The 20,387-nt window shown below is 43.3% G+C and carries 19 protein-coding genes; 15 read left to right on the top strand and 4 right to left on the bottom strand.

The genetic code is table 11. The annotated features are described in order from the left end of the window. The first annotated feature begins 270 nt into the window (after positions 1-270). The 3 genes from F0228_RS21985 to F0228_RS21975 all read left to right on the top strand — a co-directional run bounded on the left by F0228_RS21985 (position 271) and on the right by F0228_RS21975 (position 3,764). Positions 271-1,647 (top strand): amidohydrolase family protein, encoded by a 1,377-nt coding sequence (locus F0228_RS21985; protein WP_061032313.1) that lies wholly within the window; start codon positions 271-273, stop codon positions 1,645-1,647. Between the two features lie 86 nt (positions 1,648-1,733). Beyond that, a complete protein-coding gene (locus F0228_RS21980; RefSeq protein WP_171762744.1) occupies positions 1,734-2,399 on the top strand; it encodes a DUF3299 domain-containing protein in 666 nt (221 codons plus the stop codon). 165 nt (positions 2,400-2,564) lie between these two features. Beyond that, the gene (locus tag F0228_RS21975) at positions 2,565-3,764 is read left to right on the top strand and encodes a carbohydrate porin (RefSeq protein ID WP_105058340.1); all 1,200 of its coding nucleotides are present in this window, start codon (positions 2,565-2,567) and stop codon (positions 3,762-3,764) included. Positions 3,765-3,861: 97 nt separating this feature from the next. On the opposite strand, the gene F0228_RS21970 is transcribed toward F0228_RS21975, so the two are convergent. Next, complete coding sequence (locus tag F0228_RS21970) at positions 3,862-4,329, bottom strand: hypothetical protein (RefSeq protein WP_171731439.1); 468 nt, start codon at positions 4,327-4,329, stop codon at positions 3,862-3,864. A 379-nt stretch (positions 4,330-4,708) separates the two neighbouring features. On the opposite strand from F0228_RS21970, the gene F0228_RS21965 reads away from it, so the two are divergent. Together F0228_RS21965 and F0228_RS21960 are read left to right on the top strand one after the other, a co-directional pair. Further along, the gene (locus F0228_RS21965; RefSeq protein ID WP_105058337.1) at positions 4,709-5,713 is read left to right on the top strand and encodes a Solitary outer membrane autotransporter beta-barrel domain; all 1,005 of its coding nucleotides are present in this window, start codon (positions 4,709-4,711) and stop codon (positions 5,711-5,713) included. Positions 5,714-5,831: 118 nt separating this feature from the next. Further along, entirely contained in the window at positions 5,832-6,893 is a 1,062-nt protein-coding gene (locus tag F0228_RS21960) for a sensor domain-containing diguanylate cyclase (protein ID WP_171731440.1), read from the top strand. Positions 6,894-6,975: 82 nt separating this feature from the next. On the opposite strand, the gene F0228_RS21955 is transcribed toward F0228_RS21960, so the two are convergent. Then, a complete protein-coding gene (locus F0228_RS21955) occupies positions 6,976-7,971 on the bottom strand; it encodes a helix-turn-helix domain-containing protein (protein WP_171762743.1) in 996 nt (331 codons plus the stop codon). A 158-nt stretch (positions 7,972-8,129) separates the two neighbouring features. On the opposite strand from F0228_RS21955, the gene F0228_RS21950 reads away from it, so the two are divergent. The 4 genes from F0228_RS21950 to F0228_RS21935 are packed head-to-tail and all read left to right on the top strand — an operon-like array spanning position 8,130 to position 12,045. Then, positions 8,130-9,251 carry an HlyD family secretion protein gene (locus tag F0228_RS21950; protein ID WP_061032319.1) on the top strand — a complete coding sequence of 374 codons (1,122 nt, stop codon included), beginning with the start codon at positions 8,130-8,132 and terminating at the stop codon, positions 9,249-9,251. Further along, a complete protein-coding gene (locus F0228_RS21945) occupies positions 9,241-10,260 on the top strand; it encodes a DUF2955 domain-containing protein (RefSeq protein ID WP_061032320.1) in 1,020 nt (339 codons plus the stop codon). The genes F0228_RS21950 and F0228_RS21945 overlap by 11 nt, the downstream gene beginning before the upstream one ends. Positions 10,261-10,284: 24 nt before the next feature. Then, entirely contained in the window at positions 10,285-11,385 is a 1,101-nt protein-coding gene (locus tag F0228_RS21940; RefSeq protein ID WP_061032321.1) for an AI-2E family transporter, read from the top strand. Continuing rightward, entirely contained in the window at positions 11,386-12,045 is a 660-nt protein-coding gene (locus F0228_RS21935; protein WP_061032322.1) for a potassium channel family protein, read from the top strand. 70 nt (positions 12,046-12,115) lie between these two features. On the opposite strand, the gene F0228_RS21930 is transcribed toward F0228_RS21935, so the two are convergent. Continuing rightward, the gene (locus tag F0228_RS21930) at positions 12,116-12,655 is read right to left on the bottom strand and encodes a DUF3332 domain-containing protein (RefSeq protein ID WP_008216319.1); all 540 of its coding nucleotides are present in this window, start codon (positions 12,653-12,655) and stop codon (positions 12,116-12,118) included. Positions 12,656-13,298: 643 nt separating this feature from the next. On the opposite strand from F0228_RS21930, the gene F0228_RS21925 reads away from it, so the two are divergent. After that, a complete protein-coding gene (locus F0228_RS21925; RefSeq protein ID WP_171731441.1) occupies positions 13,299-13,892 on the top strand; it encodes a hypothetical protein in 594 nt (197 codons plus the stop codon). Positions 13,893-14,192: 300 nt separating this feature from the next. Here F0228_RS21925 and F0228_RS21920 read toward each other — a convergent pair whose 3' ends face one another. Further along, on the bottom strand, positions 14,193-14,402 hold the full coding sequence (locus F0228_RS21920) for a hypothetical protein (protein ID WP_008216316.1): 210 nt from the start codon (positions 14,400-14,402) through the stop codon (positions 14,193-14,195). Between the two features lie 955 nt (positions 14,403-15,357). On the opposite strand from F0228_RS21920, the gene F0228_RS21915 reads away from it, so the two are divergent. The 5 genes from F0228_RS21915 (at position 15,358) to F0228_RS21895 (ending at position 20,363) form a co-directional block, all read left to right on the top strand. Then, complete coding sequence (locus F0228_RS21915; protein ID WP_061032324.1) at positions 15,358-16,290, top strand: ABC transporter substrate-binding protein; 933 nt, start codon at positions 15,358-15,360, stop codon at positions 16,288-16,290. 97 nt (positions 16,291-16,387) lie between these two features. Beyond that, a complete protein-coding gene (locus tag F0228_RS21910) occupies positions 16,388-17,341 on the top strand; it encodes an iron chelate uptake ABC transporter family permease subunit (RefSeq protein ID WP_171731443.1) in 954 nt (317 codons plus the stop codon). Then, positions 17,334-18,284: an iron chelate uptake ABC transporter family permease subunit gene (locus F0228_RS21905; protein ID WP_105058334.1), complete on the top strand. Its 951-nt coding sequence runs from the start codon at positions 17,334-17,336 to the stop codon at positions 18,282-18,284. The genes F0228_RS21910 and F0228_RS21905 overlap by 8 nt, the downstream gene beginning before the upstream one ends. Before the next feature lie 12 nt (positions 18,285-18,296). Beyond that, on the top strand, positions 18,297-19,061 hold the full coding sequence (locus F0228_RS21900; RefSeq protein ID WP_061032327.1) for an ATP-binding cassette domain-containing protein: 765 nt from the start codon (positions 18,297-18,299) through the stop codon (positions 19,059-19,061). A gap of 276 nt (positions 19,062-19,337) precedes the next feature. Further along, positions 19,338-20,363: a two-component system response regulator gene (locus tag F0228_RS21895; RefSeq protein WP_105058333.1), complete on the top strand. Its 1,026-nt coding sequence runs from the start codon at positions 19,338-19,340 to the stop codon at positions 20,361-20,363. The last annotated feature ends 24 nt before the right edge of the window (positions 20,364-20,387 follow it).

Raw genomic sequence — 20,387 nt, 5'->3', positions numbered from 1 at the left:
TAGCCAGTGACTAAAAATTCCAGCCTGAACGCAGAATTATTTATTGTCACCAAATGGCCATTTATCAACCTTGAATGCTGGCAACATCACTACTAAGTTATTGAATGTGGATGAGTTGTTTTTGCCTCGATTATTTCACAGAATTTTGATTAGATTTTTGTGAGTGTCATGACCAATAAAAACATCTTTGAAACCTCATAACACTCATTAGTAGTTACGGAATCGTTATGGGAAGTGGACGCCACTAACAAACGGAATCAAGGTGTAAAAATGAAAAATGCAGGCTTAAAGCTCTCTGTTGTTGCTCTTTCGTGCTCATTTGCTCTTTCTGCAAATGCAGCATCAACGCTATTTACTAACGTCGATGTGTTCAATGGTACTGAAAACAAATTGTACGAAGACCATCACGTATTAGTCGAAGACAACCTAATCAAACAAATTTCGGCAAACCCAATTGAAGCCAGTGAAGCTACCGTCATTGAAGGTGAAGGTAAAACGTTAATGCCTGGCTTAATCGATGGCCATGCCCACGTTATGATTAACTATAATTTTGGTGACATCGAATCCAATAAAGATCTCACTGACATCTCTATTCATGCAACGCAAGTGGCTAAGCGCTACTTAGATGATGGTTTTACAACCGTTCGTGATATGGGCGGACCTGCCTTCGGTTTGGCTCGCGAAATTGAGAGTGGCAATGTTGTTGGTCCTCGAATTTATCCGTCTGGTGCATTTATCTCTCAAACATCAGGTCATGGTGATTTCCGAGATAGAAGTGATCCCGGTTTCACGCCTAATTCGGTAGGGGATATTTCTAACTTTGAAAGAATGGGCATTGGCGCTGTAGCCGATGGCGTGCCTGAAGTTCTCAAAGCGACAAGACTGAACTTACGCAATGGTGCGACTCAGATAAAGATCATGGCCGGTGGTGGTGGTTCATCTCGATTTGACCCGATTGATACCACTCAATACTCGGTAGACGAAACCTGTGCCATCGTTGAAGCAGCAAAAGATTGGAACACTTATGTTGCTGCGCATACATTCAATGATCGCTCGGTAAACCGTCTTCTTGATTGTGGTGTAAAAACCTTTGAGCACGGATTCTTTATTAATGACGACACGATGAAGAGAATTGCAAAAGAGGGCGGATATGTTGTTCCACAAATGTGGGGGCTATCGCCAGATCTAGCAAAGAACCCTCTTATGCCTGCAGAAAAACTTCCTATGGTTGCTCAGCTTCAAGAGCAGTACGGTGACTACGGTAAACGCTTACTTGAAAATAACGTGAAGGTTGTTTTTGCATCAGACTATGTAGGTGCAGACTCAGATGCCGAGCGAGCTCGTCGTTACGAAATCTACTGGAGAACGCAAGCGTTTGGTAGCAACTTCGAAGTGCTAAAACAAATGACTTCTACAGCTGGTGAAATGTTAGCAATGTCAGGCCCTAGAGGCACAACCCAAGGCAAGTTAGGTGTTATCGAAAAAGGTGCCGTTGCAGATATCTTATTAGTAGATGGTAACCCATTGGAAGACATAAAGGTATTAGGTGCGACCACCGAGTGGTTTGACGCCGATCCTGAATACAAAACTATCGATACGATTAAATTGGTAATGAAAGATGGCGTTGTATACCGCAATGAAATGTAATCTTTGGCTTGATGTTTAATAGTTAGGTAGGGGAGTGCCTCCTCTACCAAACTTAGCTTAACGATGTTTTTGTGAGGTAAAGTTTCATGGTTATTTTGAAGCCAATTTTTTCGCTGTTTGTATTTTGTTGTTTGTCGTTTCCAGCACTAGCTAACGAAGTGAAGGTTACATACTGGGACGAGCTAGTTCCAAGCATGGATTTGATAGAAGACCCATTTCAAAAGCTTGATCGGAATCAGATGTTTGATATGGCGACCATTGCTCGCTTTAAAGACGCGCAAACTGAAGACGGTTTTGTCGCAAGTGACGAAGCAAAACAGGAAATAGTGGAAGTAACAGAAAGGCTTAAAAAGCAGGACGTGGATGTTGAAGCGTTGTTTGTTGCTCGTGAGCAGATTATGAAGCAGCGAGAAGCGTTAGGTTCTAAACCAAATAATGAGGTTGTAGGTAGTAAGCATCGAATCCCTGGCTATATCACTCCGATTGAAATGGACGGAACTAAAGTTACTAAGTTCTTCTTAGTGCCTTCTGCCGGAGCTTGTATCCACACGCCACCACCTCCAGCGAATCAATTGGTGCTGATAGATTACCCTCAAGGCATTGAATTAGTGAGCTTAATGACGCCGGTTTGGGTTGAAGGTGAGTTAACTGGGCATCAATCGAAAGAAAATGTGAATTACTCTGACGGCGCAGCCAACGTGCAGTCGGTATATGCAATGAAAGCGGACGGTATAGAACAGTATCAACCTTAAGCTAACGCACCTAGTGCGCTCCAATCTCATGTTGGAAGTATTTAAATCACCCAGTGTCATCAAATGACAATTTTCAATGTGAGTAATAACTAAAATAAAACTAACTTAAAAAGCACTGGTGACATGATGAATTCAAGATTATCTAAAGTAAGTATGGCAATTGTGATGGCGGCTAGCCCAATGAGCGGCGTTGTTTATGGCGCCAACTTTGAGGGCCCTGACTCTGTTGAAAATACAATTGCAGAGCAGAAAGCACAAAAGAAATCTTGGCGAGAGTCATTAGCCGAGGATGGTTTTACCTTTGGTGCCGATTACTTTGCTTTAGGGTTAACCTCTGGGGATGGTGCTGGTGGTGATAGCGTTAATGCCTCATCAGGTGTCGCTCGACTCTATGGTTCATGGCACCTGCTAGGCAAAGATACACAGAACTCAGGTAGCTTGGTGTGGAAGGTCGAGCATAGGCATGCTTATGGCGATACTGCGCCAAAAGACTATTCATTTGGACCTCTTGGTTACGTCGGGGCGATTGGTCCAGCATACAGCGACCAAGGTTTTCGAGTGACAGACTTGAACTGGAAGCAAAAAATAAATGACGGTAAAGGCACTATCGTTGTCGGTTGGCAAGATGTGACGAACTATGCCGATGTCTACGCTCTCGCAAGCCCTTGGTCTGGTTTTACGAACTTAGCATTCTCGACAGGCTCTGGCGCAATGGGTCTACCGGATGATGGTGTATTAGCGCTCTCTGCTGGTCATATGCTGGGTGAGAACTTCTATGTTGTCGGTGGTATTGCTGACGCTAATGGTAAGTCTGATGAGATTTTTGATGGCTTTGACACAGCCTTTGGTAGCGATGCTTCTTACTTTACCACGCTGGAATTAGGTTGGACAGCTTCGCAAGAGCAGATCTATACCGATAACTTTCATGTGACCTTCTGGGACTTCGGTGACGATACGCGTCATAGTAATAGTTTATCTGCGGAAGGTGGCTCAGGCGTTAATTTCTCGTGGAGTCAGTTCACGAGTGACCAAGTGATGCCGTTTGTTCGCGGTGGGTTATCAGAAGGGGATGTAGCCCTTTACGATAAATCGATTTCTGTTGGTATGGGTTACTTTGGATTAGGAAAGCCAACCAACAACTTAGGTGTGGCACTGAACTGGGCAGAAGTGAATGGTGATTCTTTTGCAGCTGATGCCAAAGCAATAAGCGGCAGCACAGAACAATGGACCGCTGAGGTTTACTACAACATGCAGTTTGGTGATCACTTCCAAGTAACACCTGACATTCAGTACATTAAAGATCCAGCGTTCTCCAATGAAAGCAGCGCGTGGGTGTTTGGTATTAGAGCGAGAGTGTTTATCTAATTCCGCTACTTAATTATCTTGTTTAGAACTAAAAAGTGAGCCCATGGTGGCTCACTTTTTTGTTTCTAGTTCGATTAAACCTTATGTAATCGAGTCCTTAGGCTTTTTCAGTCTTCTGCGTATCGTCCAATGCAAAGTAGATCTTAGAAACAATCACTTCGGCAATCAGAATCGTAAATACCACAGCAAAGAAGGCGACCACGCCATTCCAAGGGCCACTGAAATCGACTCTGTCACCAAATAGGATGTTGATCGCTTCTAGCATCACGAACTTTGAACCGACCAGAATGACATAGCTAGACAGCCCCCTGTAAATCTTAGGTGCCGTGCCTGGCTTCGACTTGAAGTAATCCGCGAGCTTATGTTCCAAACCGATAGACAGTTTGAGCAGCAACTGCAGTAAAATTGCGGCAGCAAACGAGATGGTGAATGACTCGATATTGACGAAGTCCCAGTATTCATCAAAAAAATTAAGAACGGTTAAATCGACGAGTATCGCAAGGGTGTATCCGACAAAGAGTCGTTGGGGCGTATTAAATCCATATACTTTTTCAATATTGCTCATCTACTTCTTCCTGAGTAAAGGGTTATAAAAAACTTAGGAGATAAATACAGAATATTCAAACGCTTACTGCTCAGGATGCGAAACAGCTCTTAAAGTGTGCGTGGCGCATTATGGTAAGTATCCCGAGTGGGAATGATTCAATATGAGTTCTCGGATGAGTTTTCGGAGAGTTCTCGACATGAGCCTACGATTTACACAGAGGTAGATATGATTATTCACTTTAGAATCCAAGACGTAGAAGAGCTTTGGGGATCAATAGATTTGGCAACACTCTTACAATTAGAACTGAGAGGGGTATCAAGCACACAATTAACTATCTGATTGAAATAGCAAAATTACCAATTACACTTGAAGCATAAGTTTGAATGGAGTCAACTTAATGCTTTCACCCCAGTCGCTATATCCCCCTTCTATTGCTTTACTCTTAACGGGCCTTATTTCTTGTTCCGCCTATGCATCCAACGAAGCGATTCAACATCGGCTAGAGAAGATCTTCGCCGTTTCTATTGCGCTTACTGACAGCGATGCCGTTTCAATTGGTTTTGTCGATTTTGACCCGAACTCGTTCATCAATCTAAACGACAATGGCTTTGGTTCTGATAAAACTATCGACACCCGGAGCCAAGTTAGCGTTGGTTCTATTCCTTATTCTTCCGTGGTTAAAACCGATGATCCTGACTTAGATTTGATTTGGTCGGTACGAGGGTCTTATGCGCTATCTGAGCAAGATATTGAGATTTCACCTGATGTTACATCGGACCGCAGAGTTAACCCCAATAAAGACTCAGTATTGGGTCTGTATGGCTTTTTCGGCGCTCAAAGCCATTTAAATCAACATTGGTCTATCGCGTATGGTTTGGGCACTCATTTACTCTACTACCGCAATAAATACGAATATAAAAATAGCTACTCTCAAGCCTTTCAATCTCAGCTCGATGGATACGCGTTGAATACTTCTGCATGGGCATTGATTGGCGAGCCGTCGGTCAAACTCAAATACCTACAGAAACAAGAGTGGGGAAGTTGGAATGTTTCATCAAGAGCGCGTTATTTCTATGGAACGGGATGGGGCGAAGCCAATGATGGCGATATCGGCAACCCTGAAGGTTTGAGGTTTATCAATGAGATTGAATTCAGACAGAATGTGGAATTAGATGCTTGGTCTTTAAAGAACCCTCAAATTCATTACAACTTTCGAAGAATCGATGTAGCAGGGGATCTAACAGATCCGCTTGATACGCACTATTACTATGAATTTGGCGCAGGGTTAGTCTTTGATGTGCCTTACGACTCTTACTTCTTTGATAACTTTGGTGTTGGGATCAACTTTAACTACGGCAGTTCATTGAGTGGGGGTAGTTTGCTATTTTTGCTCAATAACTAGCATAAGTCGTAGAGTGCGCGGCTCAGCATCTAATTTGAATTTGTATGTGTCGTAAAATGGTAAATCTTGTTGGTAAAACTTAGTCATCATAGCGCTCTGTCCATCACCCGAGCACATTATGAACAAGTTAAGTTTTGATCGCAGAGCACCGTTTTACGTTGTCTCTGTGCTTGTCTTAAATACGTTAGTTAGCTTGTGGTTGCTGAGCATCGCTTCCACTGCAGCCATGGTTTTTTCCGTGTGCGCGCTATTTCTCTTATGCACATTGAGCACAGCCCGCTTGTATCGACACGAAGTTAATCAAAGCCAGAACAGTCTGTCTGAGGCGATCATTGATGGCGTGGCTGGCTTTATTGTCCTCGATAGTCAATTGAGAATAATTCAGGTTAATCAGCAGTTTTCTCGAGTCTCTGGTTATGCGTTTGACCAGGTCGAAGCTCGCCCCATTTCTGATCTCTGTTTTATGAATAACAGCGGTCTGGTATCGACCATCGCTACTTCCCTTAAACAAAACAAAAGGTGGAAAGGGGAGTTGAGCGGTGTTAGCCGCCTTGGCGAGCATTTCACGGTTAACGTGGTGGTTGAAAAACTCTCGGAACTATTACCACATAACGAAAAGTACGTGGTCACGTTTACCGATATCAGCAAACGAAAGGTTTTAGAGCGTCGTTTAAGAGTGCTGGTGGAAACCGATTCACTAACTGGTTGTTGGAACCGACGCCGTTTCGATAGAGATTTGAACCACTATGCAAATCTCGCGGAGCGTTACGGCTATACACATTCTTGTTTGGCATTGATCGATTTAGATCATTTTAAAGCCATTAATGATAATCATGGTCATGACCAAGGTGACGCGGCACTTAAAGAGGTGGCAGAACTACTGAGAAACAACAGCCGTGAGACTGACATTGTGGCACGAGTGGGTGGTGAAGAGTTTGCCATCCTAATGCCAGAGACCAACCTGGCCGATGCGTTTGAAGCCATGTATCGATTGAAAGAAGTGATTACCAAAGGAACGACCTTGAGCCTAACTGTGAGCAGTGGGGTGTCTGAAATACAGGCTCAAGCTGAAGCGACTTATCGCAGTGCAGATAGGGCGCTTTACCGTGCCAAAGGTAATGGCCGAAACCGAGTATGTAGTTCTAGCTCAGGCTACCCGACACCTATCGTTTTAGGGTAGCTGGATATAGTGTTACCACCATTCTCTTCCCTTTCTGGAGCAACTATCTTCAGGCTGGGAAGAGATTCTGGTAGGAAGGTTTCTAGCCAGAGATTGAGCGTTGATAAATTTTTGGCGTCAGTCCTGAAACGCGCTTAAAAGCACGTGAGAAATGCGAAATGTTGGTGTAACCCAATTGGCTAGAGATGTAGGTCAGGGTGTGGCCCTCTTCCATCAGCTCACAGGCTACGGAAAACATCAGGTTCTCTTTAATTTTTCGATAGGTCGTGTTTTCGTTTTTAAGCTTACGTTGAAAGGTTCTCACTGAGAAATTAAGCAGCTCCGCCGCCTCTTCAAGCGAGAGGTCTTGCTCTTTCATATAGGGTTGGAGCAGTTCATAAACGCTGTCGGTAAAGCTGGTGTGCCATTCAACGATAGCAGGCTTATTACTTAAGTCTTTAGCTGTGAGGCGAATTGGCAGTTGTAGAATCTCATCTGGGATCATCACGGCGGTTGAACTGTGGTCAATAAACAACTGGCAATTGCTCGGAACCAAGGTTTTGACGATATCGGTGTCATGCCCTTGCAAACGTAACTTGGTAGGTTGCCAAGGCGATTGAGATAAAATCGTGATCAGATCAATGATGTAGGTGATGGCAAACACTTCGCCCCATTGGAACATAGATGAAGGCTCGTCTCGCGATGTTCGGCAAAACCAGCTCTGCCCGTGTTCGACAACGAAATCGACACTGCTGCCTGGAGAGTCATAAGCGAAGATTGTGTTGATGTGTTTTAGTGCGTCGCCAATGGTTTCGAACTCGGTAAATTGATGCAAGACATATGGGATGATTCTTCGTCTGAAAGCAAGACCAAGTACATCCGTAAAGCGGGATACCCCCAATTGTGACGACGTTAGATAAATCAATCGCTTGATCGACTCTGATGGCACAAAGTCACTTTCTGACTCTATCAGGTCCGGCGGCAGCCCTGAGTCTTCGAGTAGCTTGTGTAGATCTAGCCCATGGTCCGTGAATATTTGCACTAAGATCTTGGCGTAACTGGTTTGTATTACTGGTACTTGATAGGGGCTATTGGCCATGATCAATCAATCCTTGTGTATTGATACATAATTGGACGTGCATATCATTTACGACACTTTGTTTAGTAAATCTAACCCTAATTACTTGAGTTTTCCATGGTCAGGTTTATTTTTAAGGTATTAATTTTGTTGATTTTAGTTATTGAGAAGGGAGTCCCATGTCAGAAGTCGAAGGGAACAAGCAGGATGTAAAAGAAGAAAGCGCTCAGCCGGAACAGGGCAAAGATAAAGTGAGAAAGGTAACCAATTATCTGCTCGCTTTCGTCGCATTCACACTGTTGTTCAGCATCATTGCCGATCGAATTATTCCAATTACCGATAATGCTCGTGTTAAAGGTTACATTGTTCCTGTTAAGCCTGAGGTGTCAGGCAAAGTGTTGGACATTTTGGTTCAGCCCAATCAACTGGTTAATCAAGGTGACACGTTAGCCGTTCTCGATGACTCAGATTATCGAATTGCGGTACAGCAAGCAGAGCAGAATCTTGAAATTGCAGGGCAAAATGTCGGTGCTCAAACCGCAAGTATTGCTTCTGCACAGGCTAAGCTCACTTCTGCTTTGGTTGAGAAACAAAATACTCAGCTGCAGGCCAAGCGTATCTTGGAGATGGCAGACAAAGGTGTGGTTTCCAAATCGGATGCAGACGAAGCTCGAGCGGCTTTGGCAACAGCACGAGCTAACGTGACCAATGCTGAAGCGGATTTGGAACGTGCTAAGCAACAAATGGGTAAACAGGGTGAAGAAAACAGCCAAGTGAAAGCAGCATTATTGGCGCTTGAACAAGCTCAGTTGAACCTTGAACGTACTGTTATCAAAGCGCCAACGCAAGGCGGTGTGTCTAACTTCAGCCTATCCGAAGGTTTCTATGCTTCCGCAGGTCAGGCGATCATGACGTTTGTGTCGACGGAAGACATCTGGATCGAAGCTTACTATCGAGAAAATAGCTTAGGTAATGTCACGGTTGGTGATGAAGTGGAAGTGGCTCTGGATTTTGCTCCAGGCAAAATTGTTAAGGGCCGTGTGAGCAGTATCGATTGGGGGGTCGATTGGGGGCAAAACGATCAGGCAGGTAAGCTTGCTCAAGCGAGCCAACAAACAGGCTGGTTGCGTCAAACTCAAATGTTGCCAATTACTATCGAGTTTGAACGTGATGCGATGCAAGGTATGTTGCGTGTCGGTGGTCAGGCCGATGTCATTGTCTATAGCGGTGATAACTTTGTTTTCAACGCAATAGGTAAAGTTTGGATTCGAATTATAAGTGTATTGTCTTATGTCCGATAAGCCCGTACTCGACCAACAAACACAGCAACGGATCCTGCGGTATACCGTCGGGGTCACGTTGGCTGTCTTTTTGGCGGCATGGATCAACTGGCCACTTGCGTTCGTCGCACCGGTATTCACCGCTAAGTTTTTAATCGACAAACCTAATTTGCATAAAGAAACCGTTTACGAGCTTTTGTTGGCGGTGGTTACCACTATGGCGTTAGGTTTGTTGTTGTCTCGCGGTATTACGCATTATCCCATCCCTCTGTTGATATTGGTGGGTTTGATGATGCTGTGGGGCTATTACTTGTTTGTTGACCCTAAATGGAATCTGTTCGCTACCGTCTTATTAATTGCTGTATTGATGCTTCCATTCATGGCGATTGATAACCCAGGTGTTTCTGTGCTACTGGCATCAGGCTTGGCAACCTCGGGTGTGGTTTCAGTCATGATCTTTGCTTTGGTACATGTGTTTTTCCCTGAACCTAAGTCAGAGTTTTCCGGTTTTGCGGCAGCGCCACTTGATAAGAAGCAGCGTTGGTATGCGGCCTTTAGGGCGATGATTATCTCTTACCCTGTTGTGTGTTTTTTCTTTATTTTTCAAATCTCTGAAGCGTTACTGACAATGATGTTTATTGCATTGTTATCGTTAATGATTACGTCAGAGAAATCGATAAAGTTGAGTGCGTTTCTGGTGATCAGTAATGGTATTGGGGGCTTGTTAGCGATTGCGGCTTTCTCAATTCTTTCTATTGTTCCTAATATTGTCTTCTATTCTTTGTTTATTGGTTTGATCGCCATTCTTATGGCGACCAAGATATATACCGTTCCAGAAAAAGCGCCGATTTTCGCGACTGCATTCAGTACTTTATTAGTGCTGGTCGGGAGCACATTGATGAGCTCAGGCGATATCGACAGCAACACATTTATACGCATATTCCAATTAGTGTTGATTGGAATTTATATGATTTTGGCTTCGCTCTTCCTTGAAACTAGGAATTGGAAGTTTTTACAAAACCAGACTTAATTTTTGCCCTAACAAGGACGTCCCATGAAGTTAACCGATGATTTTTCTAAACAGGCGATTGATGCCGCAATAAAGATTGCTGCCATTGCGATGCTAGTCTATTGGTGTTTTTCAATTCTACGCCCATTCATTCTATTGGTAGTGTGGGGTGCGATTATTGCGACTGCGCTTTATCCAGTAGCGGTGGCGATTTCAAATAAAACCGGAATGTCGAAAGGTAAAGCCAGCGCATTATTGAGCTTTATTGGTGTGTTGTTGCTGTTGATTCCTTTAGTCGCTCTTTCATCAGGCATCTACACCAGTGCATCCGACTTAATGACAGGGCTTCAGGACGGAACCTTGTCTCTGCCGAAACCAAAAGAGTCCATACAAGAGATCCCATTCATCGGTGAAAAAGTGTATGCCGCCTTGGTTCATGCCTCTTCAAATATTGAGGGGGTGTTTATTAAGTATGCGGAAGAACTTAAGGTATTTGCTACTAAAGCGGCTTCGATATTAGGTTCTCTTGGCGGTGGCTTTATTCAATTCATTATCTCGACCATTATCGCTGGCGCATTTATGAGTAATGCCGACAAATGTCAAACGGGTGTAACGCACTTAGTGGCTCGCTTAACGGATGGCAAAGGTGTTGAACTGGTGCAACTGTCTAAGACAACGGTACGCAGCGTAGTTCAAGGTGTGATAGGTGTTGCTGTCATTCAGTCTATTATGTCAGCAATTGGTCTAGTCATTGCGGGCGTACCTGCTGCCGCGTTATGGGCGCTGGCGGTATTGTTAATTGCAATTATTCAACTTCCACCGATTCTGGCTCTGTTACCTGCAATTATCTACATGTTCAGCGTTGAATCAACGTTGGCTGCTAGCTTGTTCTTGGTGTGGTGTATTCTGGTGAGTGGTAGTGACGCTATCTTGAAACCTGTACTACTGAGCCGCGGTTCTCATATTCCAATGCTGGTTATTTTATTGGGTGCACTTGGCGGAATGGCGATGTCAGGAATCGTCGGTTTGTTTGTTGGTGCCGTGATTCTGAGTTTGACCTACGAGTTGATGATGGCGTGGCTTGGGCTTGAAGATAAAAACCAAGAAGAAGCTGAGGCAAAGCAAGCAGAGACCGAGGAGAAATAAATGAAGGCAGTCTCGAAAGACGACAACTTCTACTTCTTATTTTATGCACTGTTGGTGTTGTTTTTTGGTTGCGCGGTGATGCAGCAGTTTTATCCGCAAGGCCAAAAAACGATTCTATTTTTGATCATCATTACCTTAGCGGTTTCGATTGTCGGCATTCATAAAGAGCGTTCTTTGTATCGCTCCTGGTATGGGTTGTTGTTGATTACAGCGTCGGTGTCGGGTGTGTTTTCCTTCTTAGAAGGTTACAACTTGTCGATAGTGACATTATCGGCGCTAGCGGTATTTCTGTTTTCACATATTTACTCGGCTTTAAAGCAGGTAATACAAGCGAAAACCGTCACCCCCAATCACATCATAGGTTCCATTTGTATTTATTTGCTGTTGGGCTTCGCGTGGTCGACTATCTATCTGTTAATTTTAGAGATCTTCCCTAACGCATTTAATGGTTTAGAAGAACAAATTTGGCTAACGAACTTGTTTAATGCGATGTATTTCAGCTTTATCACTTTGACAACGGTAGGGTATGGAGACATTTCACCCGCTTTACCGATCGCTCAATTTTTTGTGTTTATGGAATCGATAATTGGTAGTTTTTACCTAGCTATTATGGTGGCAAGTTTAGTCAGTATTCGGCTGGCCCAGTCCCAATCAGATTAGAGCGTGTATAAAAAAGCCCGGTAATTGCTTAGCAATGCCGGGCTTTTTACTGCTTCTCAGAGATCAAACCTTATGATGCAGTCGCTTGTATTTTCTCTAATTCAGCAATAGTGGTTTGCGATACTAGCTGGCCGTCCATGTAGTAAGTCACGTTTTGACCCTCTTTGATACCAGTAAGTGTTGCGGTCTCACCACTGTTGTAAACGATGTCCATTTGGATAGTATTTTCATCGATCTTAATCATCTCACCAGTTTCAATCGTGCGGTTGTTTGAGATTGGACCTACAGGCGCTTCTTTGAGGCTTGGGTCCAGGTCATCGTTAACCTTGAAGTGAGTGTCTGTTTTGGTGTCAAATACGTGTGGTGCGCCACTGATAGGGTTTTTGCCTGTCCAGAATTCAAGAGAGTTGAATACCACATAATCGGCTGCTGTCGTAATACCGTACACAGGCGCTAATAGGAAGTTCACACCTGCACGAGCATAGCGGTTATCGACAACTTCAACGTTAAATTTCATCACTTTCCCTGTTACGGCGTTACTGCCGATACAACCAGTTAGCGCAGAAGCCAAAACCGTTAGTCCTACAATTTTAAGTGCAATCTTTTTCATTTTAGTACCTGTATAAGTTAGAAGTCTGTTTCGTTGGAACAGGTGTAGTATGGTTTTTATTCGAAGAACAGTTTTACCATTTAACGCCATCGATGATAAAAGTGCTTATAAACTAGACATATAAAAATGAGCTAAAAATCTAGACATAAAAAAAGCGCGACCTAAAAGGGCGCGCTTGATGTTTGGAAAGGAAGCATTGAGATAATAACTATCGTTACTTCATGACATAGTTGTAAGTCTTCACTATAAGCCAGCGGAAAAATCGTAATAAAAGGGTGGTAGCTTTAAAGACAAACTTGGCAATTGAGACCGTTGCTTCGCAAGCAATGTTTACGCACTTGTGTAAATCGGATTCTTTGTACTCTGAATAGGTCATGGTTTTTCTCTCATTTCTCGCTGTTGTTATGCTAGGTAAGTAACGACGCTCCTGTCTGGCTGTCTCCCCTAAGTGCGTAATGTACAAATATTCGCCAGAGCAAACTTACCATTTAATGCCATTTAGCTTAAAAATAAACCAAGTTAACGAGGGGCAAGGGAATTTAAGCGCACAACTCGGTTAACCCTGTGAAGTAACCGAAAAATCGCTGCCAATAATGGTATGATCGAGAGATAGCACCATGAGTTTGAAAGAAAAGGAAAGAGAATGACCCACCTTACAGAACAGCAAGAAGCTGCAATGGCGATGTTTAAGGAAAACTTACACCTTCCAAATGGTGGTTTTCATAAACTGATTATCGAGCTAAGTAAGGAATTTCAGTTGCCTTTTCAAAAGGTGCGTACTGTTTTAAAAAACGCCCAGAAAGATATTGAACGCCAAATTCGTGAAGATTTTTCAAACGTTGATGAGGGTGTGATTAGCCAAGCTAATTGGGTGAATATCATTCGCTTAAATCTGGTTGAGTTAGCTGAAGACAATCAAAGCGTGATAGAAAAGCTCAAGTTAAACCCTAAATATCAAAAGGTATTGGAAGCGACCAAGACTTCTATCGCAAGTGAAGATGAGCGTGATGAGTTGATTGAGGAGTTGATGCAGGCCTATGAGAAAGAGGTATTCAAACCTTTATTGGCTATGCTGCACACTACGAAGCTTTACTGGAAGTTAATGCTGGTAGATGAAACATGTAAGATGACTGAAGAAAATCGCGAAAAGTTCAGTGATTACCCTCAACACATGCAAGCTGCAGAACATCTATATAGTCTTGATCAAAAGTTAAGGTCTATGCCGTTAACTCAATGATAATGTGTCATTGATGATTCAAGGTTCGGTATTAATTGATTTCAAGAAGAGCGAGTTGAAATAGAAGTTGGTTTCATCAGAAGCGTCCATTTAACGTAACGCTTTCCAATTCTACGCTTTCAATACAAGCGTCTATCCAATGAAAACACGATAACCTAGCTAGCGTAAGCCGCGAGTGAAATGCAAAAGGGCTAGGTTTCTATTTTGTTCCAGTTCTACTCTATTTTGTTCTGCTAGAGCGAATTGAGGGTGATATCTGTGGGACTAACTGTGTTTCTTTCTATTGCCTGAGGGGAAAAGCTATAGGAGTGTGAAATGTCCTAGGGTGTTTCCGTTGCGCGAAACGATAGTTCCGATGCTGTCTCTTTCGTTAAATTCAAAGTCGATGAGATAACTGTTGTGTTGTAGCTTGGGCAATATGTGGCGGTGGAGTATATCGCTATTGAGCTGTCGAATCTCGGCGACCCATGAAAGTTGTTCTTTGTGTAAGTCTATTTTGATCTTGAGCATTTATTACCTTTTAGTTTATTGACTGATTTATCGCGTGATAGTTGGTACCAATGGATTTGTCGTGTTGTTCTTCGTGACATAACTTTGCCTTGTGTTTATTACATTTGTATTTAAGTGAACGATCTAATCTGGATTCGCATATAAGAAAGCGAACGACGATAGATCGAGAATTAGGATCGAATTAAAAAGCTATTGAATGACTATCTAGGTGAAAGCTGACGCAGAGATGGTGTAACGAGGTATCGAGAACTGTCTTTGTGGAACTTGGACTTACTTTAGCATTAACAGCTCTATAGATTAGAGCCAGGTGAAGGACTATACGCCTAGTTTTTTAAATTACAACCCTATTTGTAATTAAATTTGAAAATAATTTTGATTGAAATATCACCGTTATTTAGCAGGAAAGAGAGGAATGAGTAGGGACTTACTTTTTCTTTAGCGGTGTCACTGCCTGTGCTTTTTAAAGATAAGCTCTTCACAAGCGCTTTCTGTCTTCTTATTTTGTCACTTGCAATTAACTTGCTGTTATATAGAAGTTTTACATTGTAAATTTCTCTCCTTGTTCAAGGCTTAAGGCGCGTATGTTGTGACTCATAGTGATATCACTCGTTGAAATTTTCAGCCTTATCTACTTATCTTCCATTCTTTCCTCAATGTGATTGCTATTTATCCTTTCTGTTCTTCAATGCTGTACAGCTATGTTCTTTTTGGATAGTCGCTTAGCAAAATATGAATAATCACTTTTACGTTTCTGAATAACAAAGTTGTTGTGTACCTAAATAACTGCAAATATAATTGATAATAATTCTCACTTGCGTTACAAGTTTGTTGTCAAAACAATGACAGACTTTAAATTATAGTTATCTAGCAGTTGTGTACGCCCCAGGCTCACCTATGAGTATTCTGACTTTCATTGTCATGAGTGGTGGTTTGTCTCAATGGCAAAGGAAGAAACATGAAGAAAACAATCAAATCAGTTCGCCAGTTAGTGAGCGGGCTTGCCATCGTTCTTGCATCATCGCTGATGACCGCTCATGCGGAAACCGTGACTATCGAACACGTAAAGGGCACCGCGCAGTTTACTGAAGTACCACAACGAGTTGTTGTTCTTGGTTTTGGTAGCTTGGATGTACTTGATAAAATTGGCGTAAAGCCAGTCGGTGCACCTCACAGCCTAATGCCTGATTACCTTGAGTCATACAAAGAAACAACGAAAAACACGGGCTCGTTAAGCGAACCTGATTTTGAAGCTATCTACATGTTGAAGCCAGACGTAATCATTGCGGAAAACCGCATGCTTAAGGTTTACGACAAGTTAGCTCAAATTGCTCCGACGATCATGTTCTCTATTGAAGGTGATAAGTACTGGGCTGATGCTCAACAAAATTGGCGTTCACTGGGTGAGTTATTTGGTAAGCAGGCTGAAGTGGAAGCTATCATCAAAGAGACTCAAGGCTCAATTACTGCTGTGAATGACAAAGTAACCTTGGGTGAAACGACGGCGATGATGCTAATGAACAACGGTAACAATATTGCGATGTTCAACAAAGGCAGCCGCTTCTCTATCATCTTTGATGATTTTGGTTACGTTGAGTCAAAGAGTGCGACAGTCGCACCAATCAAAGGCACGCACGGTAACCTTATCTCTTTTGAGTACATTGCGGATGCAAAACCTGAAGTGCTTTACATCCTAGATCGTGAAAAAGCGATTGGCCGCTCTGAAGGTCGTGCACCTCAACTGTTTGACAACCCATTAGTTGCGGCGACTCCAGCAGCACAGCAAGGCAACATCGTTTACCTTGATTCAAGTGCATGGTACCTAGCAGGTGGTGGTGTAACAGCAATCCACAGAATGTTGGGTGACATTGAACGTACCATTCAACAGTAAATTTTAATGAGTTTTTCGGGCTTATAAGAAACGTTCTTATAAGCCCTTTTTCACTTTTTATACGGGCTACCCGAGACCTACCTTTAGTATTATTTCTATGTTGAAACCCATTGCAGCTGCTGTATTTCTTGTCGTGTTATGCGTTGCGTCATTGATGATAGGGGTCGCTGAAATCAGTTTTAGTGACTTCTTTAACGGCAACCAACACGCCAACTCTATTTATATCGTGAGTCGAATCCCTCGTTTGCTTGCCATTGTGCTCGCAGGCGCTGGTCTAAGTGTCTCTGGCTTAATCATGCAGCAGATTGTGCAGAATAAGTTCGCAGCACCGTCTACGATGGGCACGATTGACTGTGCCATGTTGGGCTACATCGTTGGTATTCTGGTGTTAGGTAGTGCAGCTCAATGGAGCTACCTGGGTTTCATCTTCGCGTTTGCAGTGTTTGGCACCATGTTGTTGGTTCGCTTCTTACAGCACCTTAAGTTCAAGAATGCGGTGCTAGTGCCTTTGATTGGCATCATGTATGGCAACGTGGTTTCAGCACTGACAACGTTTATTGCTTACAAGTACGACCTAGTACAAACCATGTCTGCTTGGACTATGGCGAACTTCGCGAGCGTATTACAGGGAAGTTATGAAATTCTGTACCTTGCCGTCCCGGCTTGTATGTTGGCTTACTATTTCGCAAGTCAGTTCAGCGCGGCGAGTATTGGTGAGAGCTTTGCAAAGAATATCGGCTTGAACTACCAGAAGATCGTGTTCATTGGTGTTGCTTTGGTGGCGATATGCGCGTCTTCAGTGGTGATGATCGTTGGCGTCATTCCTTTCCTTGGTCTTATCGTGCCAAACATTGTATCGCTGATGATGGGTGACAACATGAAGCGAATCCTGCCTTGGACAGCATACTGGGGCGTGATCTTGGTGCTGGCTTGTGACTTGTTAGCTCGAATTGTCATCTTCCCTTATGAGATTCCAATCTCTATGGTCATCAGCATCTTCGGTGGCTTGATTTTTATTTACCTAATCATGAGAGACAAGTCGAATGCGTGATTCAATAAAAATCGCGATTCTGGCTATCGCGTCTTTGGGTATGACGGCTATTTTTGTAGGACAGGGGCTAACCTGGGATAACTACGAATTTTTCTTGTCGCTACGAATGCCTAAGTTGTTGTCCATCGTACTGGCGGCTGTGGCGATTTCTGCATCGTCACTGGTCTTCCAAACCATTACCAACAACCGGATTCTCACCCCTTCAATCTTGGGCTTTGATAGTTTGTACATGTTGGTTCAAACGTCGTTGTTATTTGTATTTGGAGGCACGAGCTTTTGGGTGATTGATTCCATTGCAAACTTCGGCCTATCTGTATCTGTGATGATCTTGTTCTCGTTTGCTCTGTTCCATTTTTACTTTAAGAGCAAGCGTAACAACGTATTTACCCTGCTGCTGATCGGTATTGTTTGTGGCAGCGTGTTCTCGAGCCTATCGAACTTCTTAGCGATGCTAATTGATCCGAACGAGTTTGCAGTGCTGCAGAACGTCATGTTTGCCAGTTTCAACAATGTGAAAAGCGAGCTGGTTTACCTGAGTATTCTTCCGTTAGGTTTGTGTTTGCTTGGGCTTTGGGTGTTAGCTCCAAAGTTGGATGTTCTGTGGTTGGGCGTCGATAACGCGACAAGTTTAGGTGTAAATACCAAGCGACTAACTCAGATGATTTTGGTGATCGTATCAGTGATGGTCGCGGTATCGACTGCTTTGGTTGGCCCCGTGCTTTTCTTCGGCTTAATCACGGTCAGCCTAGCGCGCCAGATATTTAGCTCGTATCAACACCGTGTACTTATTCTTGCAAGTAGCTTATTAGCGGTGGTTCTACTCGTGTCTGGCCAATGGTTCATTGAAAAAGTGATGGCGTTTGAAACCACAGTCAGTGTGATCATTAACTTGGTCGGCGGTTTGTATTTTATGTTCTTGTTGTTGCGCACCAGAATTCAGTAAAGGTAGTAAGTAGTGATTAAATTAACAGGTTTAAGTAAGAAGTATGGCAAGTCACTGGTTGTGGACGATGCCAGCGCTATGTTCCCAAAAGGGGAAGTGACTTCTATTATTGGCCCAAACGGTGCGGGTAAAAGTACGCTGCTTTCAATGGCCAGCCGCCTAACAGAGAGTGATGCCGGTGAAGTGCTAATTGGCGATAAGCTGCTTGCTGAGTGGGATACCAAAGAGCTAGCAAAGCACCTGGCGGTACTCAGACAGTCAAACAACATCAATATGCGATTTACGATTCGTGAATTGGTTTGCTTTGGCCGTTTCCCGCACTCGCAAGGTCGCTTGAAAGACGAAGACAACAAGATTGTTGATACAGCTCTAGAGCATTTAGGTATTACTGATATTCAAAACAAATACCTTGATGAGCTCAGTGGTGGTCAGCGTCAAATGGCATTTATTGCTATGGTTGTCGCACAAGACACCGACTATGTCTTCTTAGATGAGCCCCTTAACAACCTTGATATTAAGCACTCTGTTGAAATCATGCAGACGCTGCGTCGTTTGGCGCATGAGTTCAATAAAGCGATCGTTATTGTGATTCACGACATCAACTTTGCTTCTTGCTATTCAGACAACATCGTAGCGATGAAAAAAGGCCAAGTAGTGAAATCTGGTAAGGTTTCTGAGGTGGTAGAAAAGTCAGTAATGGAATCGATTTACGAGATTCCATTTGAGATTCGTGAGTTTGATGGTGTCCGAGTCTGTATGTACTACTCTGGTCGTTAGTCAACTACCCTTTGATCCAAAGAAAGAGCTCCCATATGAGGCGCTCTTTTTTTAGGTAATCAACCTTAGTTGCAAGGTTGTATTTATGATTTCTCTTTTATTTATAACCACTTAATCGACGTAATATTGACAGGTTTCTACATCGAAAGTGATAGTTTGATGTCACTCGAAGATCTGCTCTTCATTTTTCAAAATCATTTGCCATTTTTTGTGCCTTGCATTCCAAAAACGTCCTACACTTGGGTTATAACTGTTTGATTTTTATACGAGGTATCAATGAGTCGTAAACCAATAGTGCTAGTCGTGGATGACACCCCAAGTAACTTGGATGTGTTAACGGCAATACTCAAAGATACCTACCAAGTTAAGGTAGCTATTAACGGAACCATTGGTATTAAAATTGCCAAAATGGTCCCTCAGCCAGACCTGATTCTTCTCGATATCATGATGCCCGATATTGACGGCTATGAAGTGTGTCGACAACTAAAAGCACAGCCGAATACCGCGCATATTCCCATTATATTTGTGACCGCCAAAATAGACCCTGAAGCCGAAGTGAAAGGGCTATCTTTAGGCGCTGTTGATTACCTTACTAAGCCGATCACACCTGAGATCGCGCTGCAACGTGTGAAGACTCATATTGCTTTGTATGACCAACAGCGAGCGCTATTTAGCCAAGTGAAAGAGAAAACCCAAGAGATCAATCTTGGTAAGTTAGAGACTCTGAATATTTTGGGTAGGGCGGCTGAATTCAAAGACAATGAAACGGGCATGCACGTTATGCGTATGAGCCACTATTGTGAAATATTGGCGAAGGCACTGGGTATGACAGACGAAGATGCCGAGACCCTACGAGACGCAGCGCCGATGCACGACATCGGTAAGATTGGTATCCCCGACAGCGTGCTGCTCAAGCCAGGTAAGTTGGATGCTGGCGAATGGGCAATCATGCAAAAGCACGTCGAATACGGTGTTGAGATACTCGGCAGGCAAAGTGACTCTAAATTGATGCGAATGGCTATTCAAGTCGCGCAGTATCACCATGAAAAGTGGGATGGCAGCGGCTACCCAAATCAAATAGCAGGCGAGGAGATCCCTCTGGTAGGGCGCATCGCAGCGGTAGCGGATGTGTTTGATGCCCTGACAGCAGAGAGACCGTATAAAAAAGCTTGGAGCGTAGATGAAGCGCTGGCCTTGTTTGAAGAGCAAAAGGGCAAACATTTCGATCCTAGAATCGTTGAATTGCTGTTTGAAAATCTACCTAAGATCTTAGCGATTAAAGAAAAATTCAAAGATGAGTAATCGATCCAATAGATGTCGTGTTTT

This window comes from Vibrio sp. 99K-1, assembly GCF_013114585.1.
Classification (GTDB): Bacteria; Pseudomonadota; Gammaproteobacteria; order Enterobacterales; family Vibrionaceae; genus Vibrio; species Vibrio chagasii_B.
The sequence above is the reverse complement of the archived record's forward strand: the minus strand, read 5'-3'. Positions and strand labels throughout refer to the sequence as shown.